Source organism: Halomonas sp. MMH1-48 (assembly GCF_022348105.1).
GTDB lineage: Bacteria > Pseudomonadota > Gammaproteobacteria > Pseudomonadales > Halomonadaceae > Vreelandella > Vreelandella piezotolerans.
Genome location: NZ_JAKRFL010000001.1, coordinates 25,203 through 46,864, shown reverse-complemented (window position 1 = coordinate 46,864; position 21,662 = coordinate 25,203). Strand labels below are relative to the sequence as shown.

The window sequence follows — 21,662 nt, the reverse complement described above, 5'->3', positions numbered from 1 at the left end:
ATTAGGGACCGAGAGGAAAATCGCCATCAGTCGCTAGGCTGAACACGGTCGATGCGATACAGCGTTTCGACTTGATCGAGGCCACTGACCGTACAGTTCAAGTCTTTGACGCGGCCGTCGCTCAAGCCGTATACCCAGCCGTGTACCGAGATCGACTGGCCGCGTTGCCAAGCTCGCTGCAAGATTTTCGTCCGGCATAGGCTACTGACCTGGGCGTTGACGTTTAGCTCACACATGCGGTCGATCTGCTCCTCTAACGGCAGATGCTCCAGGGTGTCACGATGCCGTGTGTACTGTTCGCGGACCGAGTGTAGCCAGTAGTCCACCACCCCGCATTCTCCGCCGGTCACGGCTGCTTTGATGCCGCCACACCCGTAGTGGCCCACGATCATGATATGGCGCACGTTGAGCACATCGACTGCGTACTGGACCACCGAGAGCGCGTTCATATCGGTATGGTGAAGCAGGTTGGCGACGTTACGGTGAACGAACACTTCGCCAGGCGGCAGAGCAATGATCTGGTTGGCCGGTACGCGACTATCCGAGCAGCCGATCCATAAATAGTCTGGGGATTGTTGGTTCTCCAACCGTTTGAAAAAGTCCGGATCCTCTTTGCGCATGCGCTCAGCCCATGTGCGGTTGTTCTCTAGCAGCGTTGCAATTCGATGAGGCATCCAATCTCCAGGCGGCATTGTTAGTTGAGTTTATTCGGGGGCCAACGGCGTTGTTAACAAACTGTTGTTAACAAACTAAGGAAGGCGTTTTTAACCTCCCTTGCCCGCAAGGTCAATCTTATTAGCGCTTACCCAACCGTGGTAAGTTCGGCAGAGGACAGGAGATAACCATGTCAGCAGAGGCTGCATATGACTTCGATTTATTCGTGATTGGCGCAGGCTCCGGCGGCGTTCGCGCGGCACGTATGGCGGCGGCGGCCGGAGCTCGCGTGGCGATTGCAGAAGATCGTTACTTAGGAGGCACCTGTGTGAACGTGGGCTGCGTGCCCAAGAAGCTCTATTCATATGCGGCACACTTTCATGACAGTTTCGATGACGCAGCGGGGTTTGGCTGGCAGCTGCCATCCCCTGCAACCTTTGATTGGCCGACTCTGAGAGACAACAAAACCAGCGAGATCAAACGACTCAACGGTATCTATCAGCGCATGTTGGAGGGAGCAGGGGTGACGCTCTTCAACGCGCGCGCCCGGGTGACCGATCCGCATACGGTTACTTTGTCCAATGCCGAGGGCGACGTCAGCATCAGTGCCGACAAGATTTTGCTGGCCACCGGCGGCTGGCCTTGGGTGCCTGAGTTCCCTGGCAGCGACCTTGCCTTGACCTCCAACCAGATATTCGACCTGGAAACCTTCCCCGAACGTTTTTTGGTGCTGGGCGGGGGCTATATCGCCGTTGAGTTTGCGAGCATTTTTAACGGTTTAGGCAGTGAGACGCACCTGATTTATCGAGGCGATCTTTTTTTGAAAGGCTTCGATCAGGAAGTACGAGAATTCACCCGAGACGAGATGGCTAAGAAAGGTGTGAAATTACATTTTGCTGCCAACATTGCGCGTATCGAACAGTCGAACGGCGCGCTGCAAGTGGCACTCACCACGGGTGAAACGCTGGAAGTAGATGCCGTTTTGGCGGCCACTGGCCGCCAAGCCAACGTGACCGGTCTGGGCGTCGAGTCGTGGGGTATCACATTAAATGGTGATGGCAAACTGCCGGTCAATGAGCGTTATGAAACCACGGTGCCTTCGATTCTCGCCTTGGGAGATCTGATCGAGGGGCCTGAATTGACGCCGGTAGCGCTGGTAGAAGCCATGCAATTAGTAGACATTCACTTCCACCAAAAAGCGCCAAGGCCGTTGAATTACGACACCATCCCCACCGCCGTTTTTTGCCATCCTAACATTGGCACGGTGGGACTTTCGGAAGAGGCTGCAAGGGAAAAATTCGATAAAATCCGCGTCTACCGTACCGATTTTAGAGCCATGAAGCATACGCTTTCCGGAAGTCAGGAACGCATGCTGATGAAACTGATCGTCGATGACGCCAGCGACGTAGTCGTAGGTGCTCATATGGTGGGCGAGGAGGCCGGTGAATTGATTCAAGGTATCGCCATCGCGGTACGCGCTGGGCTGACCAAAGAAGATTTTGACCTTACCGTTGGCATTCATCCCACCGGAGCAGAGGAGTTCGTGACCATGCGCACTCCCTCGCGTTATTGAACGGCCTTTTGTTTATGCAAGGCGAGCATCGGCTCGCCTTTTTTGTCTCGCGTAGCGGTCAGCCTGATCTAAACTCATTGAGTGATCTCGCCAAGTGCAGGCGTGGAAGAGTTGGCCTGTTTGATAACCAAAATTTATGGAAAGTAGGGAGATGAATAATATGGCTTTTGAATTGCTCATAATCAGCTGTTATAATGAAGCTCAAATTCGCTACAGCGAAGCATAACCATGAGTACGCCCATCAAGCCGTTTACACCCTCTGCCGAGCTGGCTCGACCTACCGTTGCAGACGCCGTGGTAGGCCATGCAGAAATGCCACTGTTCATTCGTAAGCCTAATGCCGACGACGGTTGGGGCATTTACGAATTGATCAAAGCGTGCCCACCGCTCGACGTGAACTCTGCCTATGCGTACCTGTTGCTGGCGACCCAGTTCCGAGATACCTGCGCCGTTGCCACCAATGAAGAGGGTGAAGTCGTGGGATTCGTTTCGGGTTATGTCAAAGACAACGCGCCAGATACCTATTTCTTATGGCAAGTAGCGGTGGGTGAGAAAGCGCGTGGAACGGGGTTAGCACGCCGTTTGGTAGAAGCCATCATGTCGCGCCCCGAACTGGATGATGTCCACCACCTCGAAACCACCATCACACCTGATAACCAGGCTTCTTGGGGGCTGTTTCGACGCTTGGCAGCGCGCTGGCAGGCTCCCCTCAATAGCCGGGAATACTTTTCCACTGAGCAGTTAGGTGGAGAGCACGACCCGGAAAACCTCGTCCGCATCGGGCCGTTTCAGACTAACCATATTTGATCTGTCGTCTTGAGCGAGCGTTTTCCCGCTCGTGTTGACCTAGCTGCTTTTCTCGCTTGGCTTACAACACTGATAAGGAGGTCGCAAATGCAGACCCAGACACTCGAACGCATGGAATCCAACGTTCGTACCTACTCACGTTCGTTTCCCGTTGTCTTCACAAAGGCACAGAATTCACGTTTGACCGACGAAAATGGCCGAGAGTACATCGACTTTCTGGCCGGTGCCGGCACGCTGAACTACGGTCACAACAATCCGCACCTAAAAGAAGCCATGATTGACTACCTGTCCAGTGACGGTGTGGTTCACGGCTTGGATATGTGGACCAGTGCCAAACGCGACTATCTGGAAACACTGGAGAACGTGATCCTCAAGCCCCGCGGGCTCGATTACAAAGTGCATCTGCCAGGTCCGACGGGCACGAACGCCGTTGAGGCAGCCATCCGCTTGGCGCGTGTTGCTAAAGGTCGCCATAACATTGTGACCTTCACCAACGGCTTCCACGGTGTGACCATGGGCGCACTGGCCACCACCGGCAACCGCAAGTTCCGTGAAGCTACCGGTGGGATTCCCACCCAAGGTGCCAGCTTCCTGCCGTTCGATGGCTACATGGGCGAGCACGCGGATACATTGGACTATTTTGAGAAACTACTGAATGACAAGTCAGGCGGTTTGGACATTCCTGCAGGTGTCATCGTCGAAACCGTGCAAGGCGAGGGCGGCATCAACGTTGCGGGTCTGGATTGGCTCAAGCGCTTGGAGGGCATTTGCCACGCCCACGATATTCTATTGATCGTCGATGACATCCAGGCAGGGTGTGGCCGTACGGGTAAATTCTTCAGCTTCGAGCATGCAGGTATCACGCCGGATATCGTAACCAATTCGAAATCGCTATCCGGCTTTGGGCTGCCATTTGCTCATGTGTTGATGCGTCCTGAACTGGATAAGTGGAAGCCCGGTCAGTACAACGGAACTTTCCGCGGCTTTAACCTAGCCATGGTGACGGCGACTGCAGCGCTGAAAAAATATTGGTCAAACGATACCTTCGAGCGTGACGTGCAGCGTAAGGCGCGTATCGTTGAAGAGCGTTTTCAGAAGCTAGCGGCATTGCTGACTGAAAACGGCATGCCAGCAACTGAGCGCGGTCGCGGTTTGATGCGCGGTATCGATGTCGTGTCGGGTGATATCGCCGATAAGATTACCAGCACGGCCTTCGAACATGGTCTGATCATTGAAACCAGCGGGCAAGACGGGGAAGTCGTGAAGTGCCTATGTCCGCTCACCATTACCGACGCAGACTTGTTGGAAGCACTGGATATTCTGGAAACGTCAGTTAAGACTGTCATTAGCGCGTAGTTTAGCGTTAGTCTAACCGTCCTAACGCCATTACGTCCTTGAATAGGAACGGGCAGCCTTTACGGGCTGCCATGCAACGGAGCACGTTATATGATCGTTCGTAATATTGAAGAAGCTCGTCAAACGGACCGCCTAGTCACCGCGGAAAACGGCAACTGGGATAGCACCCGTCTCGTGCTGGCCAACGATGGCGGAAACTTCTCGTTCCACATCACGCGTATTTTCGAAGGCACCGAGACGCATATTCACTACAAGCATCATTACGAGTCCGTTTACTGCATCGAAGGGGAAGGCGAGGTAGAAACCCTGGCGGATGGCAAAATTTGGCCCATCAAACCAGGCGATATCTATATACTGGATCAGCACGATGAACATCTGCTGCGTGCCCATAAGACGATGCATCTGGCCTGTGTTTTCACGCCGCCGATCACTGGCAACGAAGTTCATCGTGAAGATGGCTCTTACGCGCCTGCTGATGAATAAACTCTTGCTTTGATGTCGCTAGTGAAAGCAGCTTGGCGTGCCGCCAAGCTGCTTTTTTAATGGCTGCCTAGCGGTCGACTTGTTCGAATACGAGCGTTATTTCTCCCAGTGTCAGGCCAAATTTGCGCATGGCGGTGCGGTTAATGAGTCGCCCGTCGGGCTGAAGGTACATCCAGTCATCCATGGTGAAACTGAGCGTACGTCCTCCCACGTCGATGTCGAGTGGGTAGCGCATGTGAAACGCGTGGCCATATTGCCGGGCATCGACTTGGCCCTCGACGTCATTGGCGGTACCAATCCAGCGGTGCTCGTCGACACGCTCGAATTCCCAAACGCGCTGGTCGGTTTCACCATCGGAAAATACGAAGGCTTCATCTAGCGTTAGCGTGTCGCCCTCGAAAGTACCCGTGATATCGACTGTAAAACGCCGCTGTACTTCACCTGAGTAGTCTTGCACCATTCCCCAAGCGCGAGTTTGGCCCGTAAAGTACTCCGCAATGTCTAAGCGGGGGGCGGTATCAGCATACTCCTCGATGTTGACGCTGGTACAGCCAGTAAGCAGCACAACACTAGATACGAGCAAGAAGTCACGCAGGCGCTTTCGTGAGAGTTTCATTGAGGAAATCCTTGATATCAATGTCGAAGTGTATAGTTATTGTAGGAGAAAATATGGCGGTTCAATAGATGCCGTTAGCGCTATGCCATGCTAGACGTTATCCTAAGTTCGCATAATATATATTATGTTAAATCGGATGAAATGGTCTGATGAAAAACCGCTACCATGTTGGACAAGCGGACTGCCTTCTCCTTATCATTCGTGCTCTTACTGTCCAAGGATATCCCTCGTTATGCGCTCAGGTGTTTTATGGCTAATGGCCGGTTTGTCAATGTCGTTTGCAGGCTGCGCAGTGACACAGCCAGAGTCGAATGAACCGCCGCCGTTGAGCGAGGCCTCGTTCAATAACCGCATCCTTGAACTTGAAGCGTCCCTTTCACAACGTTGTGAAGCGACGACGCAATTGCATGAACAGCAAAGTAGTCAGCAGCAGGTGCTAACGGCCGACGTTCGCGAGGTAGGCAGCTTGTTGCGGCTAATGCGCCAAGATATTGCGAGCTTGGAAGCACGCGGTGAAGAGCCCGTCATCATACGTGAAGAGTGCAGTGTCACAGAGCCTGCAGACAACAAAACGCTGCTGGGACGCAGCGAATGGGTGGGATTACCCAGCATTGGTACTTATCTGAAGGCTCGGGTGGACTCAGGGGCCAACACGTCTTCCCTGTCTGCCGCTGACATCACGCGTTTTGAGCGTGACGGTGAAGACTGGGTGCGTTTCAAGTTAGCGCTCAATGATGACGACGTCGTCGTCGATCAAGTGCGCGATGAGTGGATCGAGGCGCCTATCGAGCGACGCGTCAAAATCGTGCAGGCTTCTGGCGAAGAGTCCCGTCCTGTCATTTCTCTACTCATGACATTGGGCCCCATCCGCGAAAATGTCGAATTCACCTTGAACGACCGTACGCATTTGGATTACCCGGTGCTACTGGGTCGTCGCTTCATGATGGATATTGCCACGATCGATGTGGCCGAAACGTATCTGCATGACCGCCCGGAATTTCCAGGTGGTGAGCCCTCTGAAGAAGCGGCTGACGATGAAGCGGCCGATCAAGACGATACCGAAGAGTAATACCACTCCCCTGCCGCTTTACGCTGAAAGGAATCACCATGTCCCGGTTGCCGTTTTATTTTATCGTTGGGTTACTACTGCTGGTCGGGATCGTCGCCAGCGTGCATCGCCATTTACAGTTCGAGATTCCCTGGTTTCCAGGAGAACAGCGCCAAGTGTGGGAAATTGAAGCAGTCATTAACTTCAACGCACAAAATGGTCCAGTGCAGGTCGATTTGGCGTTGCCATCTCACCAGGCCGGGTTTCGCGTACTGACTGAAAACACCGCCTCATCCGGTTATGGGCTTGCCTATCAGGCGGATGAGCTGGGTCGGCAAGCCCAGTGGACCATCCGTGAGGCAGCAGGCAGCCAGCAACTTTATTACTCCGTGCAGATGCTGGTATCCCCTGATTCGCGTGCGCCCGTACAAACGCCGCCCGGCATTCCAGCCGTCACTCCCTGGGAAAGCCCCTACGACACGGCGGCCAACCAGCTAATCGAGCGCGCCTGGGGGCGTAGCGCCAATAACGCCACGTTCGCTCGTGAACTTATCTTGGATATCAATGGCGAGCGACAAGGTGAAAACGCCCGCTTGCTGCTAACTCAGATGCAGCCTTCCGCGCTGATCGTTCGCCTTTTGAATCAGGCAGGCGTGCAGGCAAGAGAAGTCAGCGGTTTGCTCCTCGAGGACGGTCGCCGCCGCCAAACGCTGAGTAGTTGGATTCAAGTGTTCGACCAAACCGCCGAAGAGTGGGCGCTGTTCAACCCTGCCACTGGCGAGCAGGGACAGCCTGATAACCTGCTGCTGTGGGAAACCGGTGGTCGTGCCGTACTCGAAGTGCAAGGTGGCACTAACTCTCGCGTATCGTTCTCGATGTTGACCCATTATCAGCCAGCATCCGCGGCGGTCCGTAACCACTACTCGGACGATACGCTGCTGAATTTCTCGATTCACAGCCTACCATTAGAAGAGCAAGCGCTGTTCCAAACGATCCTTTTGATACCGATTGGCGCGCTGGTCGTGGTGTTCCTACGTGTGCTGGTGGGCGTAAAGACATCGGGCACGTTCATGCCGGTACTGATTGCGCTGGCCTTCATTCAAACGACGCTACTGACCGGTTTGATTGGGTTCTTGCTGATCGTCGCCGTTGGCTTGATCATCCGTAACTACCTTTCTTACTTGAATTTGCTGTTGGTGGCGAGGGTGTCGGCGGTCATCATTACGGTCATCGCGATCATCTCGATCTTCACTGTGCTGGCCTACCGTATGGGTTTGAGTGCCGGATTGACGGTCACGTTCTTCCCGATGATCATCCTAGCGTGGACCATCGAGCGGATGTCGATCCTTTGGGAGGAGGAAGGCCCCAAGCAGGTACTAATCCAGGGCGGTGGTAGCCTGCTGACCGCCGTGTTGGCTTTCCTGGCCATGAACAACCCGTGGGTGCGCCATATTACGTTCAACTTCCTGGGCGTGCAGCTCATCTTGATGGCATTCATTTTGCTGCTGGGTAATTACACCGGCTATCGCCTGCTGGAGTTGCGCCGTTTCAAACCCATCACCGAAGACGAGAAGCCGTCATGAGTTGGCTGAAAAACTGGACGTGGCCTACCCGTCTTCGGGATAAAGGCATCGTGGGTATGAACCGGCGTAACATTCGTTACATAGGGCGGTATAACGCACGTCGGCTCTATCCGCTGGTAGATGATAAGTTAAAGACGAAACTGCTGGCTCAGCAGTACGGCATTACCACCCCTGAGCTGATTGGCACGGTCACGACACAGTTTGGTGTTCAACACATTAGCGAAATGCTAGAGGGCCATGCGGGATTCGTGATCAAGCCTGCCAAAGGGAGCGGTGGCAAAGGTATTTTGGTCATCGAGAAAGTAGAGAATGGTTTGTTCTACAAACCCAGCGGTGCGAGCCTAACGATCAGCGATATCGAACGTCACGTCTCCAACCTCCTCTCGGGGTTGTATTCGCTTGGTGGTTCACCCGACGTGGCCGTGATCGAAACGCTGATCAATTTCGAAGAGAGCTTATTGGAGTATACCTACGAAGGCGTTCCCGATATTCGCGTCATCGTCTTCAAGGGTTACCCAGTCATGGCGATGATGCGCCTCTCCACCGCCGCCTCCGATGGTAAAGCGAATCTTCACCAAGGCGCCGTCGGCGTGGGGTTGAACATTGCCACCGGGGCAGCGCTGCGTGGCGTGCAGTTCGACCGTCCTTGTTACAGCCATCCCGATACGGGGCACGACTTGGCCAGTCTGGTCGTACCCCAGTGGGAAACACTGCTGCACCTAGCGGCGGGCTGCTACGAGATGACCGGCCTTGGCTACCTGGGGACCGATATGGTGTTGGATCGTCAACACGGACCAATGCTGCTGGAGCTCAATGCCCGACCCGGCTTGGCGATTCAGATGACCAACGGCGAAGGCTTGCGCCGTCGCTTGGATCTCATCGAGCGTCAACCCGACAACGTCCCGGTGGCCAAGCGTGTCGCGTTTGCCCAGCACCACTTTGCGCGCAAGAGCGAGCTGGTCGATACCCCTGACACACCTTCGGCAACGGCGTAGACTGCTTGTCTAATGCCCAACGAGTGATCCAATGACAGAAGCCAATACGCTATTGCAGCAAGCAGAATCTCAGTGCCACACCCGCGGTGTTCGGTTCACCCCGATACGCCGCAGGGTGCTTGAGCTCATCGCAGAGCATGGCGGAGGGCTGAAAGCGTATGACCTGCTGGACCAGCTTTCTACGGAGCACGCCGCCGCTCGCCCGCCCACCGTCTACCGCGCCCTGGAATTTCTTATCGAGCAGGGGTTGGTGCACCGTATCGAATCGCAGAATGCGTATGTCGCCTGCGCCTGCCCTGAGCATACCCACGGCTTCCAGCTGCTCATCTGCCGTCAATGTGGTTACGTCGAAGAACTACACTTGGATGAAATCAGCGATCAGCTTGCGGCCCTGGCAAAGCGTCAAGGCTTCAACGTCGAGCGTCAAACCATCGAGCTTCAGGGTTTGTGCCAAGCGTGCCGAACAGCGAGTAATGCCTAATGTCTCAACTTGACTCAATGACTCCCAAGCAATTTTTCAAGGCGCTAGAGTCCGCCTCGCCCACCGATAGCTTGCCCCCATTGGCCACGCTGTTAGATGCTGTCCAATTCAACGAAGATGGTCTAATCCCCGCCATCGCCCAGCAGCACGATACTAAAGAGGTGCTGATGATGGCATGGATGAACCGCGAAGCCCTGGAGGAGACGTTGACCACGCAGCGAGTATGCTACTACTCGCGCTCACGCCAGAAGCTTTGGCGCAAAGGCGAAACCTCGGGCCAACAACAGCGCCTTATTAACGCGGCGCTGGACTGTGACGGCGATACGCTGCTCGTACAGGTTGATCAAACGGGGCCTGCCTGTCACACTGGACGTCGCAGCTGCTTCTATGTCTCGTTAGGGGCAGACGGCGCAAAGATCACCAGCGAGCCGATGATCGATCCGGCAATGCTTTACGGTAAAAAAACACCGTGAAAAACGTATGGCGGCTCCTGCAGCGAGGCTGTCATAGATTACTGACCGTCATATTGGTGGGCTGCATACGCATCTACCAATACACTCTCAGCCCATTATTGGGCCCGCGGTGCCGCTTTTGGCCAAGCTGCTCTGCCTACGCCATCGAAGCGCTCCAGGTGCATGGTCCGATCAAAGGAGGCTGGATGGCCGCCAAGCGCATCGTAAAATGCCACCCTGGCCATCCAGGGGGCATGGATCCGGTACCCGGCGGACGCAGCGAAGCGTTATGCCGTGATGATCAGGAGCAAACGTCAAAGCGCTGCTGCTCGACCTGCGGCCATCACTAATCGCGTGCTCTTCGTTTATCACTGCTTGGCTACTTGATAAATACGCTCTAGCATCGCGTGTAAGCCATTACTGCGCGTTGGCGAAAGATGTTTATCAAGCCCCAAGTCTTTCAAGAAATGCGGCTCGGTCTGACTGATCTCTTCTGGCGTACGCTCGCTATAGATGCGTAGCAGCACGGCGATCAGTCCAGAGACGATGGCCGCATCCGAGGTCGCTTTAAACACGAGCTTGTCACCCGCCTTTTCATGGCACATCCATACATTGGATTGACAGCCCTGAATTTTGAACTCGTCGGTTCGCCGCTCTTCGGGAAAGTCAGGAAGCTGCTTGCCCATATCGATGATGTATTGATAGCGGTCCATCCAGTTATCGAACATCTCGAACTCTTCCACCAGCTCCTGCTGGGCTAGCTCTGCGCCTGAAGTCGCCATGGCGTATCCTTTGGGTTGATGAGTCTTTGTCGCCGCTATTATAACGGTTCAGCCCATTCTTTTGGGGGCGTTTTCAAGCGGTGTCGCTGCTGCTCGTGATGCCACTCGTCGGCTTCGGTGTGCAAATAGCGTCGGGTGGTATCCAGCTTTGCGTGGCGGGCGCTTTCCGCCAAGTAGCGTAAGCTTACGCCTGATTGCGCTTGGTGGGTAATCGCCGTATGCCGCAGCCAGTGAGGCGTTGCTCGCCGGAGCGCCTCGACATAAGCAGGCTTGCCGCCCTTCTCTTCGAGTGCGTCAGCAGCGTTGGCCAACGTCTCTTTGATCAATCGGTAAAGCTGGTTGTCGCTTATACCTCTGCGTTTATCCAGTGCGCGAATCACCGGAGTTGGCTCGTGATAGCTTGGCAACGATACGAGACCTAGCGCTTCTCGCCAGGCTTGCAGGCTCTCGAGCATGTCTACGGGCACGGGTATGCGGGCTTGCTTACTGCCCTTCCCTATCACGCGCCACCACCAGCGACCTTCGACTTCGTGAAAGTCACTCATTTGAGCATTGGCCATCTCGCTAACGCGTGGCGCTAGTAGGTAGGCAAAGCTAAAGATAAACCGTCTTCGGGCGCCCTCATAAACGAGCCGAGCGTCGTTGCTATGGCTCGGCTGGTTCAGCCACTGCCATAACCAAGCCCATAGCGGCTGCTCCAGATAGCGCTCTATGCGCTGCCCCTGATTGTTCATTCGCCGCGCTTTGTCGCGCATCAGCGCAAAGGGGTTGTGCCCTACCCAGCCGGCCTCCACCAGCCAGGTAAACAAGCCCTGCAGAATGATCAAGGTCTGCCGACGACTCGTGGGAGAAAGACCGTTTCTAAACGGCCGCCACTCAGGATGCTCTCGGGGTTTTGAAGGCCCCACCCATACTGCCCGGGGCTGCGGGTTCTCTAGGAAAGCTTCGAACTGGCGCAGTAATTCACGATTCATATCGGGCAGCCCTTTGTCCTGGCTGGCTAGCCAAAGCAGCAGTCGTTCGGCTTCTCGCCGGTAGCTTTTGAGTGTTTGTGGGCTGTCTCGATACTCCGTTAACCACAGCAGCACGGCCTGGTGGTCGTTGTCCGCTTCGATTCGTGAACGCAGATGAGGAGACAGCGCTCGTTGGCTCGCTGGCCAGTGACTCCCCTCCCTCTTATCGCTGATGCCAGTCTCCGCACCAATGGGTGCGTGTTCGTCTAGGCTAAATCGAGTCATTGAAGGGGGCATGCTGGCTCCTTGCTAGCCGTGGTCTATATCGCTGTGAGCAGTGTGGCGTTACAGCGTTATAAATTCAAGATAATGAGCGTAATCTTGAATTTTATTATTATTAGATAAATAATATTACGTTTTATGTTTTACGTAATAATTGTTTTTTTCTCACAAAGACAGGACAATGCCCCTCAAGTAACGCCACTCAACGCATGAGGAGGACGCCATGGCGCGCAACGGAGTTCAGTACAGTGACGTTCAGCAAGCAATCGACACGCTGCTTGCTCAAGGGGACTCCCCCAGCGTGCAGCGTATCCGCGAAGTGCTTGGAACCGGCAGTTTTACCACCATCAGCGAACACTTCCGGCAATGGCGCACCGAGCGTGAGCAAAATCGCGATGTACCGCCTCCCAAAGGGGTACCAGAAGTCGTCGTCAATGTAGCCAGTGAGCTATGGCGGGAAGCGCAAGAGTCGGCCTACCAAGCCCTAGTGCACTACCGAGAAGAGGCCAATCGTCAGGTGGAGGGCGCGCAGCAAGAAGCGGCCGAAGCACGTCAACAGGCTGCCAATGCCGAACAGCGTGAGAGCGCCCTGGCCGAGCACCTTCGCCACATAGAACTACGCCTGGAGGTGCTTCAGCGTGACCTGGGCGAAAGCCAGACCCATGAACGTCACTGGCAGCAGCAGGCAGAGAAAGCCGCTGAAGAAGTTAGCCACTATCGAGGGCAATTCGAGCAAGCCCAGCAAACTCTCAAAGCGGATCAGCAGCGTTTTAGTGAGCAACAGGCCGCGCAGCAAACTGCCTGGGAGCAGCGCTTGGCCCAAGAGGAACAGCGCAATGAGGCGTCAGAAGGCAAATTGATGGCGTTATTGGACACGCTGCGTCAAGAGCGGGCACAAGAAGAGAAAGTGCTGCAAAAGCGTCTACAGCAGCGGGAAGAGCGAGCAGAAGCGCTATCCAAAGAGGTTCGGCAGGTGACCGATGAACTACATCGCTATCAGCAGGAAAGCGCCTCTCAGCAGCAGCGCTTGGCAGAGCTCAAGCGCCACAATGCCGAGCTACAAACGCAGCGCAGCGAACTGCAGGTAGCGCTGGACAGGGCGAATCAGGCATTAGAGGCACAGCAACAGCAAGCACGCGATAGCGATCAGTGGCAAGAACAGCTATGGCAGCGTATGGCGTCCTTGCAAGCTCAGTTGGCGGCACTACCAGAAGCACTCACGCCGCCTGCCAGTGACCCGGCCCAACCAAAAAAGCCACCCCAATAGCGGGATGGCTATTCGCTATCAAGAGCAACGTTTAGCGCTGGCAGGTTAGTAAACCTAGCTCATGCGACCACGCTCTTTTTGGCATCTGCCGGGTACGCTCAGCGGTAGTAGGCGTTCGTGGTATCGGTGTGATCGGTCACGTCACGGATACCTGCCAGTTCGGGAATACGCTCCATCAGGGTCTTCTCGACACCGTCCTTGAGCGTAAGATCCACCGCGGCACACCCTTGGCACCCCCCGCCAAAGGCCAAGATGGCCACTTTGTCGTCGGTCAGTTCGACGAGTTTGATTTCACCGCCATGAGCCGCCAGTCCAGGATTGATTTCGCTGTAGAGCGTGTAATTGATGCGATCTTCGAGCGGACTGTCGGCATTGACCTTGGGCATTTTGGCATTGGGGGCCTTGATGGTCAGTTGACCACCCATGCGGTCGGCGTTGAAATCGACCACCGCTTCTTCCAAAAAGGCAAGGCTGTTTTTGTCGAGAAAAACGTTGATTTTCTCGAGCTCGAGTTTGACGTCAGTGGGCTCTTCTTCACCAGGACGGCAGTACGCCAAGCAAGTTTCTGCGTAGGGAGTGCCGGGTTGAGTGATGAAAATGCGGACGGCTATTCCCTCGACGTTCTGTTTTTCGAGCAGTTCGGCGAGATATGTTTGTGCGCTGTCGGTAATGTCGATACCAGGCGCTTCGATAGTCGTGGTCATATGGGACACTGTCCTCCCGTGGTAGTGGCAACGCCACATCACATGTCATTTGCCACTATGGTAAGCAAAACCGCCTGCCGACACAATCCCGAGTATTTTAGTCGGCTATTGCGGTGTGCATGAGAAAGCTTAATAGAGAGACTGCAATAACTTCACGCCCACGTTTGCTGCCCTACAGGGTGCCCTTTGGTATGATAAGCCCCGCTCACCTATCGACGACTATAAAAAACATCCTTTCCGACTGCGACGCTGGAGAATGTCCCCTGCCATGGCTGCTAGTGATTTGACTGCTTCCCTCACCCATCGCCTTTCCCAACGCATTCTCATTCTGGATGGCGGTATGGGCACCATGCTGCAGAATGCCCAACTCAGCGAGGAGGATTTCCGCGGAGAACGCTTCCGCGCTTGGCCATCGGATCTGAAAGGTAATAACGATCTACTTGCGTTGACCTGCCCCGATGTGGTCGCCCGTATCCACCGCGACTATCTGGAAGCGGGCGCAGACATCCTGGAAACGAACACGTTCAACAGTACTCGGCTCTCTCAAGCCGATTACGGCATGGAAGACCTGGTGCCGGAACTCAACCGCGAGTCGGCTCGCCTGGCGCGCGAGGTGTGCGACGCCGTGGCGGCGGAGACCGATGTCCCGCGTTATGTGGCCGGGGTGCTGGGGCCAACGTCGCGCACGGCATCGCTTTCGCCCGACGTCAACGACCCCGCCAAACGTAACGTCACCTTCGACGAGTTGCGTGACAACTATTACGAAGCGGCCAGCGCTCTGATCGAAGGCGGTGCCGATTTGATCATGATCGAAACGATTTTCGACACGCTCAACGCCAAAGCCGCCATTTACGCCCTCGAGGAGTTATTCGATGATCTCGATCGTCGTTTGCCGGTGATGATCTCCGGCACGATCACCGATGCCTCGGGCCGCACGCTGTCCGGCCAAACGACAGAGGCCTTCTGGAATTCCGTGCGTCATGCTAACCCGCTGTCGGTGGGCTTGAACTGCGCCCTGGGGGCCGAGGAGCTGCGCCCCTATCTGGAAGAACTCGCCACCAAAGCCGATACGTTCGTCTCTGCCCACCCTAACGCGGGTTTGCCGAATGAGTTTGGCGAGTACGACCAAACTCCAGAAGAGATGGCGGCGATCGTTGGTGAGTTTGCCCAGAGCGGCTTGGTCAACATCATTGGCGGCTGCTGCGGCTCGACGCCTGACCATATCCGCGCCATTGCCGAAGCCGTGCATTCTATGGCGCCCCGTCAAGTGCCTGAGCGCAGCAAAGCGTGCCGGCTGTCGGGTCTCGAGCCGTTCAACATCGAAGCCGACTCGCTGTTCGTCAACGTAGGCGAGCGCACCAACGTCACCGGCTCTGCTCGCTTCAAGCGCTTGATCGTAGAGGAAGATTTCACCACGGCTCTGGAAGTGGCTTTAGAGCAGGTCGAAAACGGCGCGCAGATCATCGACATCAACATGGATGAGGGGATGTTGGAGTCGCAAGAAGCCATGGTGCGCTTTTTGAACCTGATCGCAGGCGAGCCGGACATCGCCCGCGTGCCCATCATGATCGACTCCTCAAAGTGGGACATCATCGAAGCGGGCCTGAAGTGCGTTCAGGGCAAGGCAGTGGTCAACTCGATCTCGCTCAAGGAGGGGGAAGCCGCCTTCCGCGAACAGGCCACCAAGTGCCGTCGTTTTGGCGCCGCCATTGTCGTCATGGCGTTCGACGAAGAGGGCCAGGCCGATACGTTTGCGCGCAAGACCGAGATCTGCGAGCGTGCCTACCGGCTGCTCGTCGACGAGATTGGCTTCCCGCCAGAAGACATCATTTTCGACCCTAACATCTTTGCCATCGCCACGGGTATTGAAGAGCACAACAACTACGCCGTCGATTTCATCGAAGCCACCCAATGGATTCGTGAACACCTACCCCACGCCATGGTCTCTGGGGGCGTGTCCAACGTGTCTTTCTCGTTTCGAGGCAACAACCCCGTGCGGGAGGCGATTCACTCGGTCTTTCTCTACCACGCCATTCGTGCGGGCCTCACCATGGGCATCGTCAACGCGGGGCAGCTCGCAGTCTATGACGACCTGCCCACCGAGCTGCGTGAAGCCGTCGAAGACGTCGTGCTCAATCGCCGCAGCGACGGTACCGAGCGATTGCTGGAGATCGCCGATCAGTACAAGGGCGACGGCAGCGGCGCCGCCAAGAAAGAGGATCTCGAGTGGCGCAGTTGGCCGGTCAACAAGCGTATCGAGCATGCGCTGGTGAAAGGGGTCACCGCATACATCGAAGAGGATACCGAGGAAGCCCGAGCCCAGGCGGAACGTCCTATCGAGGTGATCGAAGGTCCGTTGATGGATGGCATGAACGTGGTCGGCGACCTGTTTGGGGCGGGTAAGATGTTTTTGCCCCAGGTGGTCAAGTCCGCCCGTGTCATGAAGCAGGCGGTGGCGTATCTGATTCCCTTCATCGAAGCGGAAAAAAGTGAGGACACTCAGGCCAAGGGCAAAATCGTGATGGCCACGGTCAAGGGTGACGTCCACGACATCGGCAAGAACATCGTCGGCGTGGTACTGCAGTGTAACAACTACGAAGTCATCGACCTGGGCGTCATGGTACCGACCGAGAAAATTCTCCAGGCCGCCATCGACAACGATGCCGATATCATCGGCCTCTCTGGTTTGATTACCCCGTCGCTGGACGAGATGGTACACGTTGCCAAAGAGATGCAGCGCCGCGGTATGAACCTGCCGCTGCTGATTGGCGGCGCCACCACCTCAAAAGCACACACGGCGGTGAAAATCGAACCGCAGTATGAGCACCCCGTGATTTATGTCACCGACGCATCTCGCGCCGTGGGCGTGGCAGGCAGACTGCTAGCCCCCAATTTGAAGTCGGCCTACGTGGCCGAGATCCGTGAAGAGTACGAGAAAGTCCGCGAGCGCAACGCCAAACGCCGCCCCAAAGCGGCAGACCTGGACTATACCCAGGCGCGTAAACGACGCTTTCGCACCGATTGGGTAAATCACACGCCCGCCAAGCCGAATACCCTGGGTCTGATGACCTTCGACGATTACGACCTGGAAGAGCTGGTCGAACGTATCGACTGGACGCCCTTCTTCATGAGTTGGCAACTTGCCGGGAAGTACCCAAAAATCCTCAATGACGAAGTGGTGGGCGAAGCCGCCCAGAGCCTGTTTGCCGATGCGCAAGTGATGCTACGCAAATTGATCGATGAACAGCGCGTGCATGCCCGCGGGGTCATTGGTTTATGGCCCGCCAACAGCGTGGATGACGACGTGATCGAGGTCTACGCCGATGAGAGTCGCACCAAGGTTATCGAGCGTTTGCACCACATCCGTCAGCAAACCACTAAGGGCCGTGACGGTATCTGCTACAGCCTGGCTGATTTCATCGCCCCGAAAGAGAGCGGCAAACCCGACTGGATTGGGGGCTTTGCGGTGACCACCGGACATGGCGTGGATGAACTCTCCAAAGCCTACGAGGCCGCCGGTGACGATTACAACGCCATCATGGTCCAGGCGCTGACCGATCGGCTAGCCGAAGCCTTTGCCGAACGCATGCACGAGCGGGTGCGTAAAGAGTTTTGGGGCTACGTGCCCGAAGAGGCGCTGGATAACGATGCGCTGATTGCCGAGAAATATCAGGGTATTCGCCCTGCCCCCGGCTATCCTGCGTGCCCTGACCATACTGAAAAAGCGACGTTGTTCCGCCTGTTAAACGCCACGGAGAATACTGGCCTAACGCTCACGGAAAACTTTGCTATGTGGCCAGCGGCCGCCGTGTCGGGCTGGTACTTTGCGCACCCCCAGTCGAAGTACTTCTCCACCGGCAAAATCACCCGAGATCAGGTCGAGGTGCTGGCCGAGCGCAAGCAGATGCCGCTGACCGAAATGGAGCGTTGGCTCTCGCCGGTGCTCTCTTACGACCCTAGTTGATCGACTCATCCATGACGCCGGTAGTGCGCCGTCAAGGTAAGGTCATGCGTTTGGCCCTTCCGATCATGTTGGGCATGCTTTCTCAGAGCGTGCTCAACTTGATCGATGCTGCCCTAGTGAGTCATCTGGGACAAGAGGCGTTGGCAGGGGTCGGACTCGGCGGCTATGCCATGTTCATGATGACAGCGCTGGTGTTCGGTCTCTCTTCCAGCGTCCAGTCGCAAACCGCCCAGGCAGTAGGTGCCAATCAAAGTTGTCTTACACGTCCCCTAGGGTCCGGGTTGGTCATTGGTGTGGCTGTCGGTTTACCCATCTCTTGCATCGCTTGGTGGCAGGCGTCGGAGCTAATCCGATGGATTGCTCCCTCGCAAGCGGTCACGCACATTGCCGTCGACTACTTTCGCTTGCGGATCGTCGCACTGACCGCCATCGCGCTGACGCTATGCCTGCGCGGCTACTGGAACGGGCGACAGCAAACGCACCTCTACCTTCGTATCGTCGTCGTCGTCCACACAACTAACGTTGCACTGAGCGCGGCTCTCATTTATGGGGTCGCTGGACTGCCAGGCTTAGGGGTGAACGGAGCCGCCATCGGTACGACCTTGTCACTGCTCTTGGGACTGGGGATCTGGGGAGTCATCACGTGGCGACAGTGTCAGCCAAACGCGCTTTCGATACCCTCCTGGCAGAGCATTTTGTCGACGCTGACGCTAGCGTTTCCCCATTCGCTACAGCAGCTTTGGTTTGCCGCTGGTTATGTCGTGCTCTTTTGGCTACTGGGTAAACTCGGCACGCCGAGCGTTGCGGTCGGTCATGTCTTAGTGAATCTATCTCTTCTGCTGATTCTACCAGGCGTGGGCGTTGGAGTGGCGGCCATGAGTCTTGTCGGCGAGGCGCTGGGCCGTGACGATCGGCAGGCGGCACACCGCTGGGGCATTGACGCCTTGAGCGTTGCCGGTATGCTGCTGACTGTTTTAGCGTTACCAATGCTGGTGATACCCGACACGATTCTAGGCATTTTCTTTACCAATGAAGCGTTGGTTCAGTTAGGGAGACTGCCCCTGCAAATTACTGGCCTGATGATCGTGTTCGACGCCGCCGCGCTAGTACTAGCGCAGGCGTTGATGGGCGCTGGTGCTCAGCGTACCGTCATGCTGCTCACGCTAGGGATGCAGTGGCTACTCTTTTTACCTCTGGCGTGGTGGGTCGGTATTTGGCTCGGTTACGGGTTAGTCGGGGTCTGGTTGACACAGCTCTTTTACCGGCTGCTCAACTCCACTGGCTTTTTATGGGTGTGGCAGCGCCGCCGCTGGTTAGTCCATGACACTCACTCGCAGTTCAAATAGCATTTAACGATAAAAAGATAATTATATATTCTTTTGTAGAATATAACGCCCGCGTTAGAGTGACGGTATATTACCGTCCGTCTCGACGTGACCATTTCGCTTTTAGCAGGATCGTGCCACATGTACCGTTATGATATTCACGACCAAACGCTGGTTGACGAGCGCGTAGCGCAGTTCCGCGATCAGATGGAGCGCTACCAAGCCGGTCGTTTGGGAGAAGAAGAGTTTCGCCCGCTGCGGCTGCAAAACGGCCTGTACATTCAAAGGCATGCGCCGATGCTGCGTATTGCTATACCTTACGGTATGCTGGCGGGCCATCAGCTGCGTGCTTTGGCCGAGATCACTCGCCGCTACGACCGCGGCTACGGCCACTTCACCACGCGACAAAACCTGCAGCTCAACTGGCCTGCACTGGAAGACGTGCCGGATATCTTGGCCGAGCTGGCCAAAGTGCAGATGCACGCCATCCAAACCAGCGGTAACTGTATCCGCAATACCACCAGCGACCAGTTTGCGGGGATTGCCAACGATGAAGTCGAAGACCCCCGCCCCTGGTGCGAGCTGATCCGCCAGTGGTCGACGCTGCACCCCGAGTTTGCTTACCTGCCGCGCAAATTCAAAATTGCCGTCAGCGGCGCCGCCCAAGATCGGGCAGCGATTCAGGTTCATGACATTGGCCTGCGCTTGTGGCGCAACGCTGACGGCGAGCTTCGCGTCAAAGTATTGGCGGGTGGCGGTTTAGGCCGCACGCCGATGATTGGCGACGTGGTGCGTGAGGACCTGCCCTGGCAGCACCTGCTGACCTATCTCGAAGCGTGCGTGCGGGTTTATAACCAGTTCGGTCGCCGTGACAACAAGTTCAAGGCGCGTATCAAAATATTGGTGAAGGCACTCGGTATCGAAGAGTTCCGCCGACGTGTCGACGAAGAGTGGGCGCATTTGAAAGATGGCCCCCAGACACTGAATCAAGCCGCCGTCGACGCGGCCAAAGCGCACTTCCCCGAGCCTGAGCGCCGCCCGGTGGCCGACAGCTCGGTGGAAGCGTTCGACCAACTGCGTCGTGACAATCGCAGCTTTGCGCGTTTCGTCACCAATAATGTGACCGACCACAAAGTGCCGGGTTATAAAGCGGTCACGCTGTCGTTGAAGCGCCGCGAGCATGCTCCAGGTGACGTGACTGCCGACCAGATGGACGCCGTGGCCGACCTCGCCGACCGCTATAGCTTTGGCGAAGTGCGGGTAACTCACGAGCAGAACTTGGTGCTATCCGACGTGCCAGTCGACGAGCTCGAAGCGCTTTGGAAAGAACTGGATGCCCTGGGAATGGCCAACCCCACTGTAGGCACGCTGAACGACATCATCTGCTGTCCTGGTGGCGACTACTGCAGTCTTGCCAATGCGGTCTCCATTCCCATTGCTCAGGCGTTACAAGAGCGCTTTGAAGATTTGGATTTCCTGTACGACCTGGGGCCCCTGGACCTCAACATCTCAGGCTGCATGAATGCCTGCGGACACCACCACGTTGGCCATATCGGCATTCTTGGCGTGGATAAAAAAGGCGAAGAGTATTACCAAGTCTCGATTGGCGGTAATTCAACGGACGACGCCTCACTGGGTAAAATTCTAGGCCCCTCTTTCTTCCGTGAGGACGTGCCGGGCGTGGTCGAGAAGGTGCTCGAAGTTTACGTAGCGGAACGTCACGAAGATGAGCGCTTTCTGGATACGTATCGCCGTATTGGCCTAAAACCCTTCAAGGAGCGTGTTTATGCCCAGCAATGATACCCAAGCCGAGGCAATGGAACAGACCCCTGTTCACGTCGATCACTTGATCGACAACGGCGAACTGGCCGCGGAAAATGCTTGGTGCGTCTCCTACGATGCGCAAACACTGCCCGAGCAGCGCCCTGCCTTCGTCCCCCTTGCGCTATGGCAGAACAACCAGGCTGATACAGAACTGGCACCGCTGCTAGCGAGCGACACAGAGCTCAACGCTGAGCTGGCTAGTGAACTAAAGGCAGCACCCGCCGTCGCCGTCGACTTCCCCGCTTTCACCGACGGGCGTGGGTACACCATTGCCCGCCTACTCAGAGAACGTTACGGGTTTACGGGAGAGATACGTGCGGTAGGTGACGTTCTGGTCGATCAGTTGGATTACATGCGTCGCTGCGGTTTTTCGACCATGGCATTACGAGATGATCAGCACCCAGAAGATGCTCTGCGCGCCCTCAATGCGTTTAGCGTCCGTTACCAGACCGACGTAGAAGTACGCCAGGCGCTCTTCGAAAAGCGTTTAGCCACTACCCACTAAAGACAAGC

General features: G+C 56.0%; 20 protein-coding genes. 15 read left to right on the top strand and 5 right to left on the bottom strand.

Going from position 1 to position 21,662, the window contains the following annotated elements:
- Nucleotides 1-26: 26 nt before the first annotated feature.
- Nucleotides 27-674 carry a carbonate dehydratase gene (can, locus tag MHM37_RS00235; protein ID WP_139527584.1) on the bottom strand — a complete coding sequence of 216 codons (648 nt, stop codon included), beginning with the start codon at nt 672-674 and terminating at the stop codon, nt 27-29.
- 170 nt (nt 675-844) lie between these two features.
- Between can and gorA the strand changes: the two genes are divergently transcribed.
- From gorA to MHM37_RS00215, 4 genes are all read left to right on the top strand, one after another.
- Nucleotides 845-2,227 carry a glutathione-disulfide reductase gene (gene gorA, locus MHM37_RS00230; protein ID WP_239295748.1) on the top strand — a complete coding sequence of 461 codons (1,383 nt, stop codon included), beginning with the start codon at nt 845-847 and terminating at the stop codon, nt 2,225-2,227.
- Between the two features lie 228 nt (nt 2,228-2,455).
- Nucleotides 2,456-3,034: a diaminobutyrate acetyltransferase gene (gene ectA, locus MHM37_RS00225; protein WP_139527588.1), complete on the top strand. Its 579-nt coding sequence runs from the start codon at nt 2,456-2,458 to the stop codon at nt 3,032-3,034.
- A gap of 87 nt (nt 3,035-3,121) precedes the next feature.
- Complete coding sequence (ectB, locus tag MHM37_RS00220) at nt 3,122-4,390, top strand: diaminobutyrate--2-oxoglutarate transaminase (RefSeq protein ID WP_239295749.1); 1,269 nt, start codon at nt 3,122-3,124, stop codon at nt 4,388-4,390.
- 90 nt (nt 4,391-4,480) lie between these two features.
- Nucleotides 4,481-4,873, top strand: a complete 393-nt coding sequence (locus MHM37_RS00215; RefSeq protein WP_139527592.1) for an ectoine synthase — start codon at nt 4,481-4,483, stop codon at nt 4,871-4,873.
- Between the two features lie 67 nt (nt 4,874-4,940).
- Here the strand turns inward: MHM37_RS00215 and MHM37_RS00210 are convergent, their stop codons facing one another.
- Nucleotides 4,941-5,489 carry a DUF3833 domain-containing protein gene (locus tag MHM37_RS00210; RefSeq protein WP_239295750.1) on the bottom strand — a complete coding sequence of 183 codons (549 nt, stop codon included), beginning with the start codon at nt 5,487-5,489 and terminating at the stop codon, nt 4,941-4,943.
- A 232-nt stretch (nt 5,490-5,721) separates the two neighbouring features.
- Here MHM37_RS00210 and MHM37_RS00205 point away from each other — a divergent pair, with 232 nt between their 5' ends.
- Genes MHM37_RS00205 through yidD form a run of 6 tightly spaced genes read left to right on the top strand, consistent with a single transcriptional unit; the run spans nt 5,722 to nt 10,398 of the window.
- Nucleotides 5,722-6,558: an ATP-dependent zinc protease gene (locus MHM37_RS00205; RefSeq protein WP_139527596.1), complete on the top strand. Its 837-nt coding sequence runs from the start codon at nt 5,722-5,724 to the stop codon at nt 6,556-6,558.
- A 38-nt stretch (nt 6,559-6,596) separates the two neighbouring features.
- Nucleotides 6,597-8,120, top strand: a complete 1,524-nt coding sequence (locus MHM37_RS00200) for an inactive transglutaminase family protein (RefSeq protein WP_139527598.1) — start codon at nt 6,597-6,599, stop codon at nt 8,118-8,120.
- A complete protein-coding gene (locus MHM37_RS00195) occupies nt 8,117-9,115 on the top strand; it encodes an alpha-L-glutamate ligase-like protein (protein WP_153843335.1) in 999 nt (332 codons plus the stop codon). Before MHM37_RS00200 ends, MHM37_RS00195 begins: the two co-directional genes overlap by 4 nt.
- Nucleotides 9,116-9,146: 31 nt before the next feature.
- Entirely contained in the window at nt 9,147-9,596 is a 450-nt protein-coding gene (locus MHM37_RS00190; protein WP_139527601.1) for a transcriptional repressor, read from the top strand.
- Entirely contained in the window at nt 9,596-10,069 is a 474-nt protein-coding gene (hisI, locus tag MHM37_RS00185; RefSeq protein WP_153843334.1) for a phosphoribosyl-AMP cyclohydrolase, read from the top strand. The genes MHM37_RS00190 and hisI overlap by 1 nt, the downstream gene beginning before the upstream one ends.
- A 17-nt stretch (nt 10,070-10,086) precedes the next feature.
- Nucleotides 10,087-10,398: a membrane protein insertion efficiency factor YidD gene (yidD, locus tag MHM37_RS00180; RefSeq protein WP_196781586.1), complete on the top strand. Its 312-nt coding sequence runs from the start codon at nt 10,087-10,089 to the stop codon at nt 10,396-10,398.
- 18 nt (nt 10,399-10,416) lie between these two features.
- Here yidD and MHM37_RS00175 read toward each other — a convergent pair whose 3' ends face one another.
- Both MHM37_RS00175 and MHM37_RS00170 read right to left on the bottom strand, forming a co-directional pair.
- Nucleotides 10,417-10,830, bottom strand: a complete 414-nt coding sequence (locus MHM37_RS00175; protein WP_153843332.1) for a SufE family protein — start codon at nt 10,828-10,830, stop codon at nt 10,417-10,419.
- A gap of 38 nt (nt 10,831-10,868) precedes the next feature.
- Nucleotides 10,869-12,080, bottom strand: coding sequence for a site-specific integrase (locus MHM37_RS00170; protein ID WP_231125610.1), 1,212 nt, complete (start codon nt 12,078-12,080; stop codon nt 10,869-10,871).
- Nucleotides 12,081-12,288: 208 nt separating this feature from the next.
- Between MHM37_RS00170 and MHM37_RS00165 the strand changes: the two genes are divergently transcribed.
- Nucleotides 12,289-13,332, top strand: coding sequence for a DNA-binding protein (locus MHM37_RS00165; protein WP_153843331.1), 1,044 nt, complete (start codon nt 12,289-12,291; stop codon nt 13,330-13,332).
- 98 nt (nt 13,333-13,430) lie between these two features.
- Here the strand turns inward: MHM37_RS00165 and nfuA are convergent, their stop codons facing one another.
- Complete coding sequence (gene nfuA, locus MHM37_RS00160) at nt 13,431-14,036, bottom strand: Fe-S biogenesis protein NfuA (protein WP_139527610.1); 606 nt, start codon at nt 14,034-14,036, stop codon at nt 13,431-13,433.
- Nucleotides 14,037-14,304: 268 nt separating this feature from the next.
- On the opposite strand from nfuA, the gene metH reads away from it, so the two are divergent.
- The 4 genes from metH (at nt 14,305) to MHM37_RS00140 (ending at nt 21,654) form a co-directional block, all read left to right on the top strand.
- The gene (gene metH, locus MHM37_RS00155) at nt 14,305-18,000 is read left to right on the top strand and encodes a methionine synthase (RefSeq protein WP_153843330.1); all 3,696 of its coding nucleotides are present in this window, start codon (nt 14,305-14,307) and stop codon (nt 17,998-18,000) included.
- Nucleotides 18,001-18,011: 11 nt separating this feature from the next.
- Nucleotides 18,012-19,346, top strand: coding sequence for an MATE family efflux transporter (locus MHM37_RS00150; RefSeq protein WP_153843329.1), 1,335 nt, complete (start codon nt 18,012-18,014; stop codon nt 19,344-19,346).
- Between the two features lie 120 nt (nt 19,347-19,466).
- Complete coding sequence (locus tag MHM37_RS00145; protein ID WP_139527616.1) at nt 19,467-21,125, top strand: nitrite/sulfite reductase; 1,659 nt, start codon at nt 19,467-19,469, stop codon at nt 21,123-21,125.
- Nucleotides 21,112-21,654: a DUF934 domain-containing protein gene (locus MHM37_RS00140; protein ID WP_153843327.1), complete on the top strand. Its 543-nt coding sequence runs from the start codon at nt 21,112-21,114 to the stop codon at nt 21,652-21,654. Before MHM37_RS00145 ends, MHM37_RS00140 begins: the two co-directional genes overlap by 14 nt.
- Nucleotides 21,655-21,662: the final 8 nt, after the last annotated feature.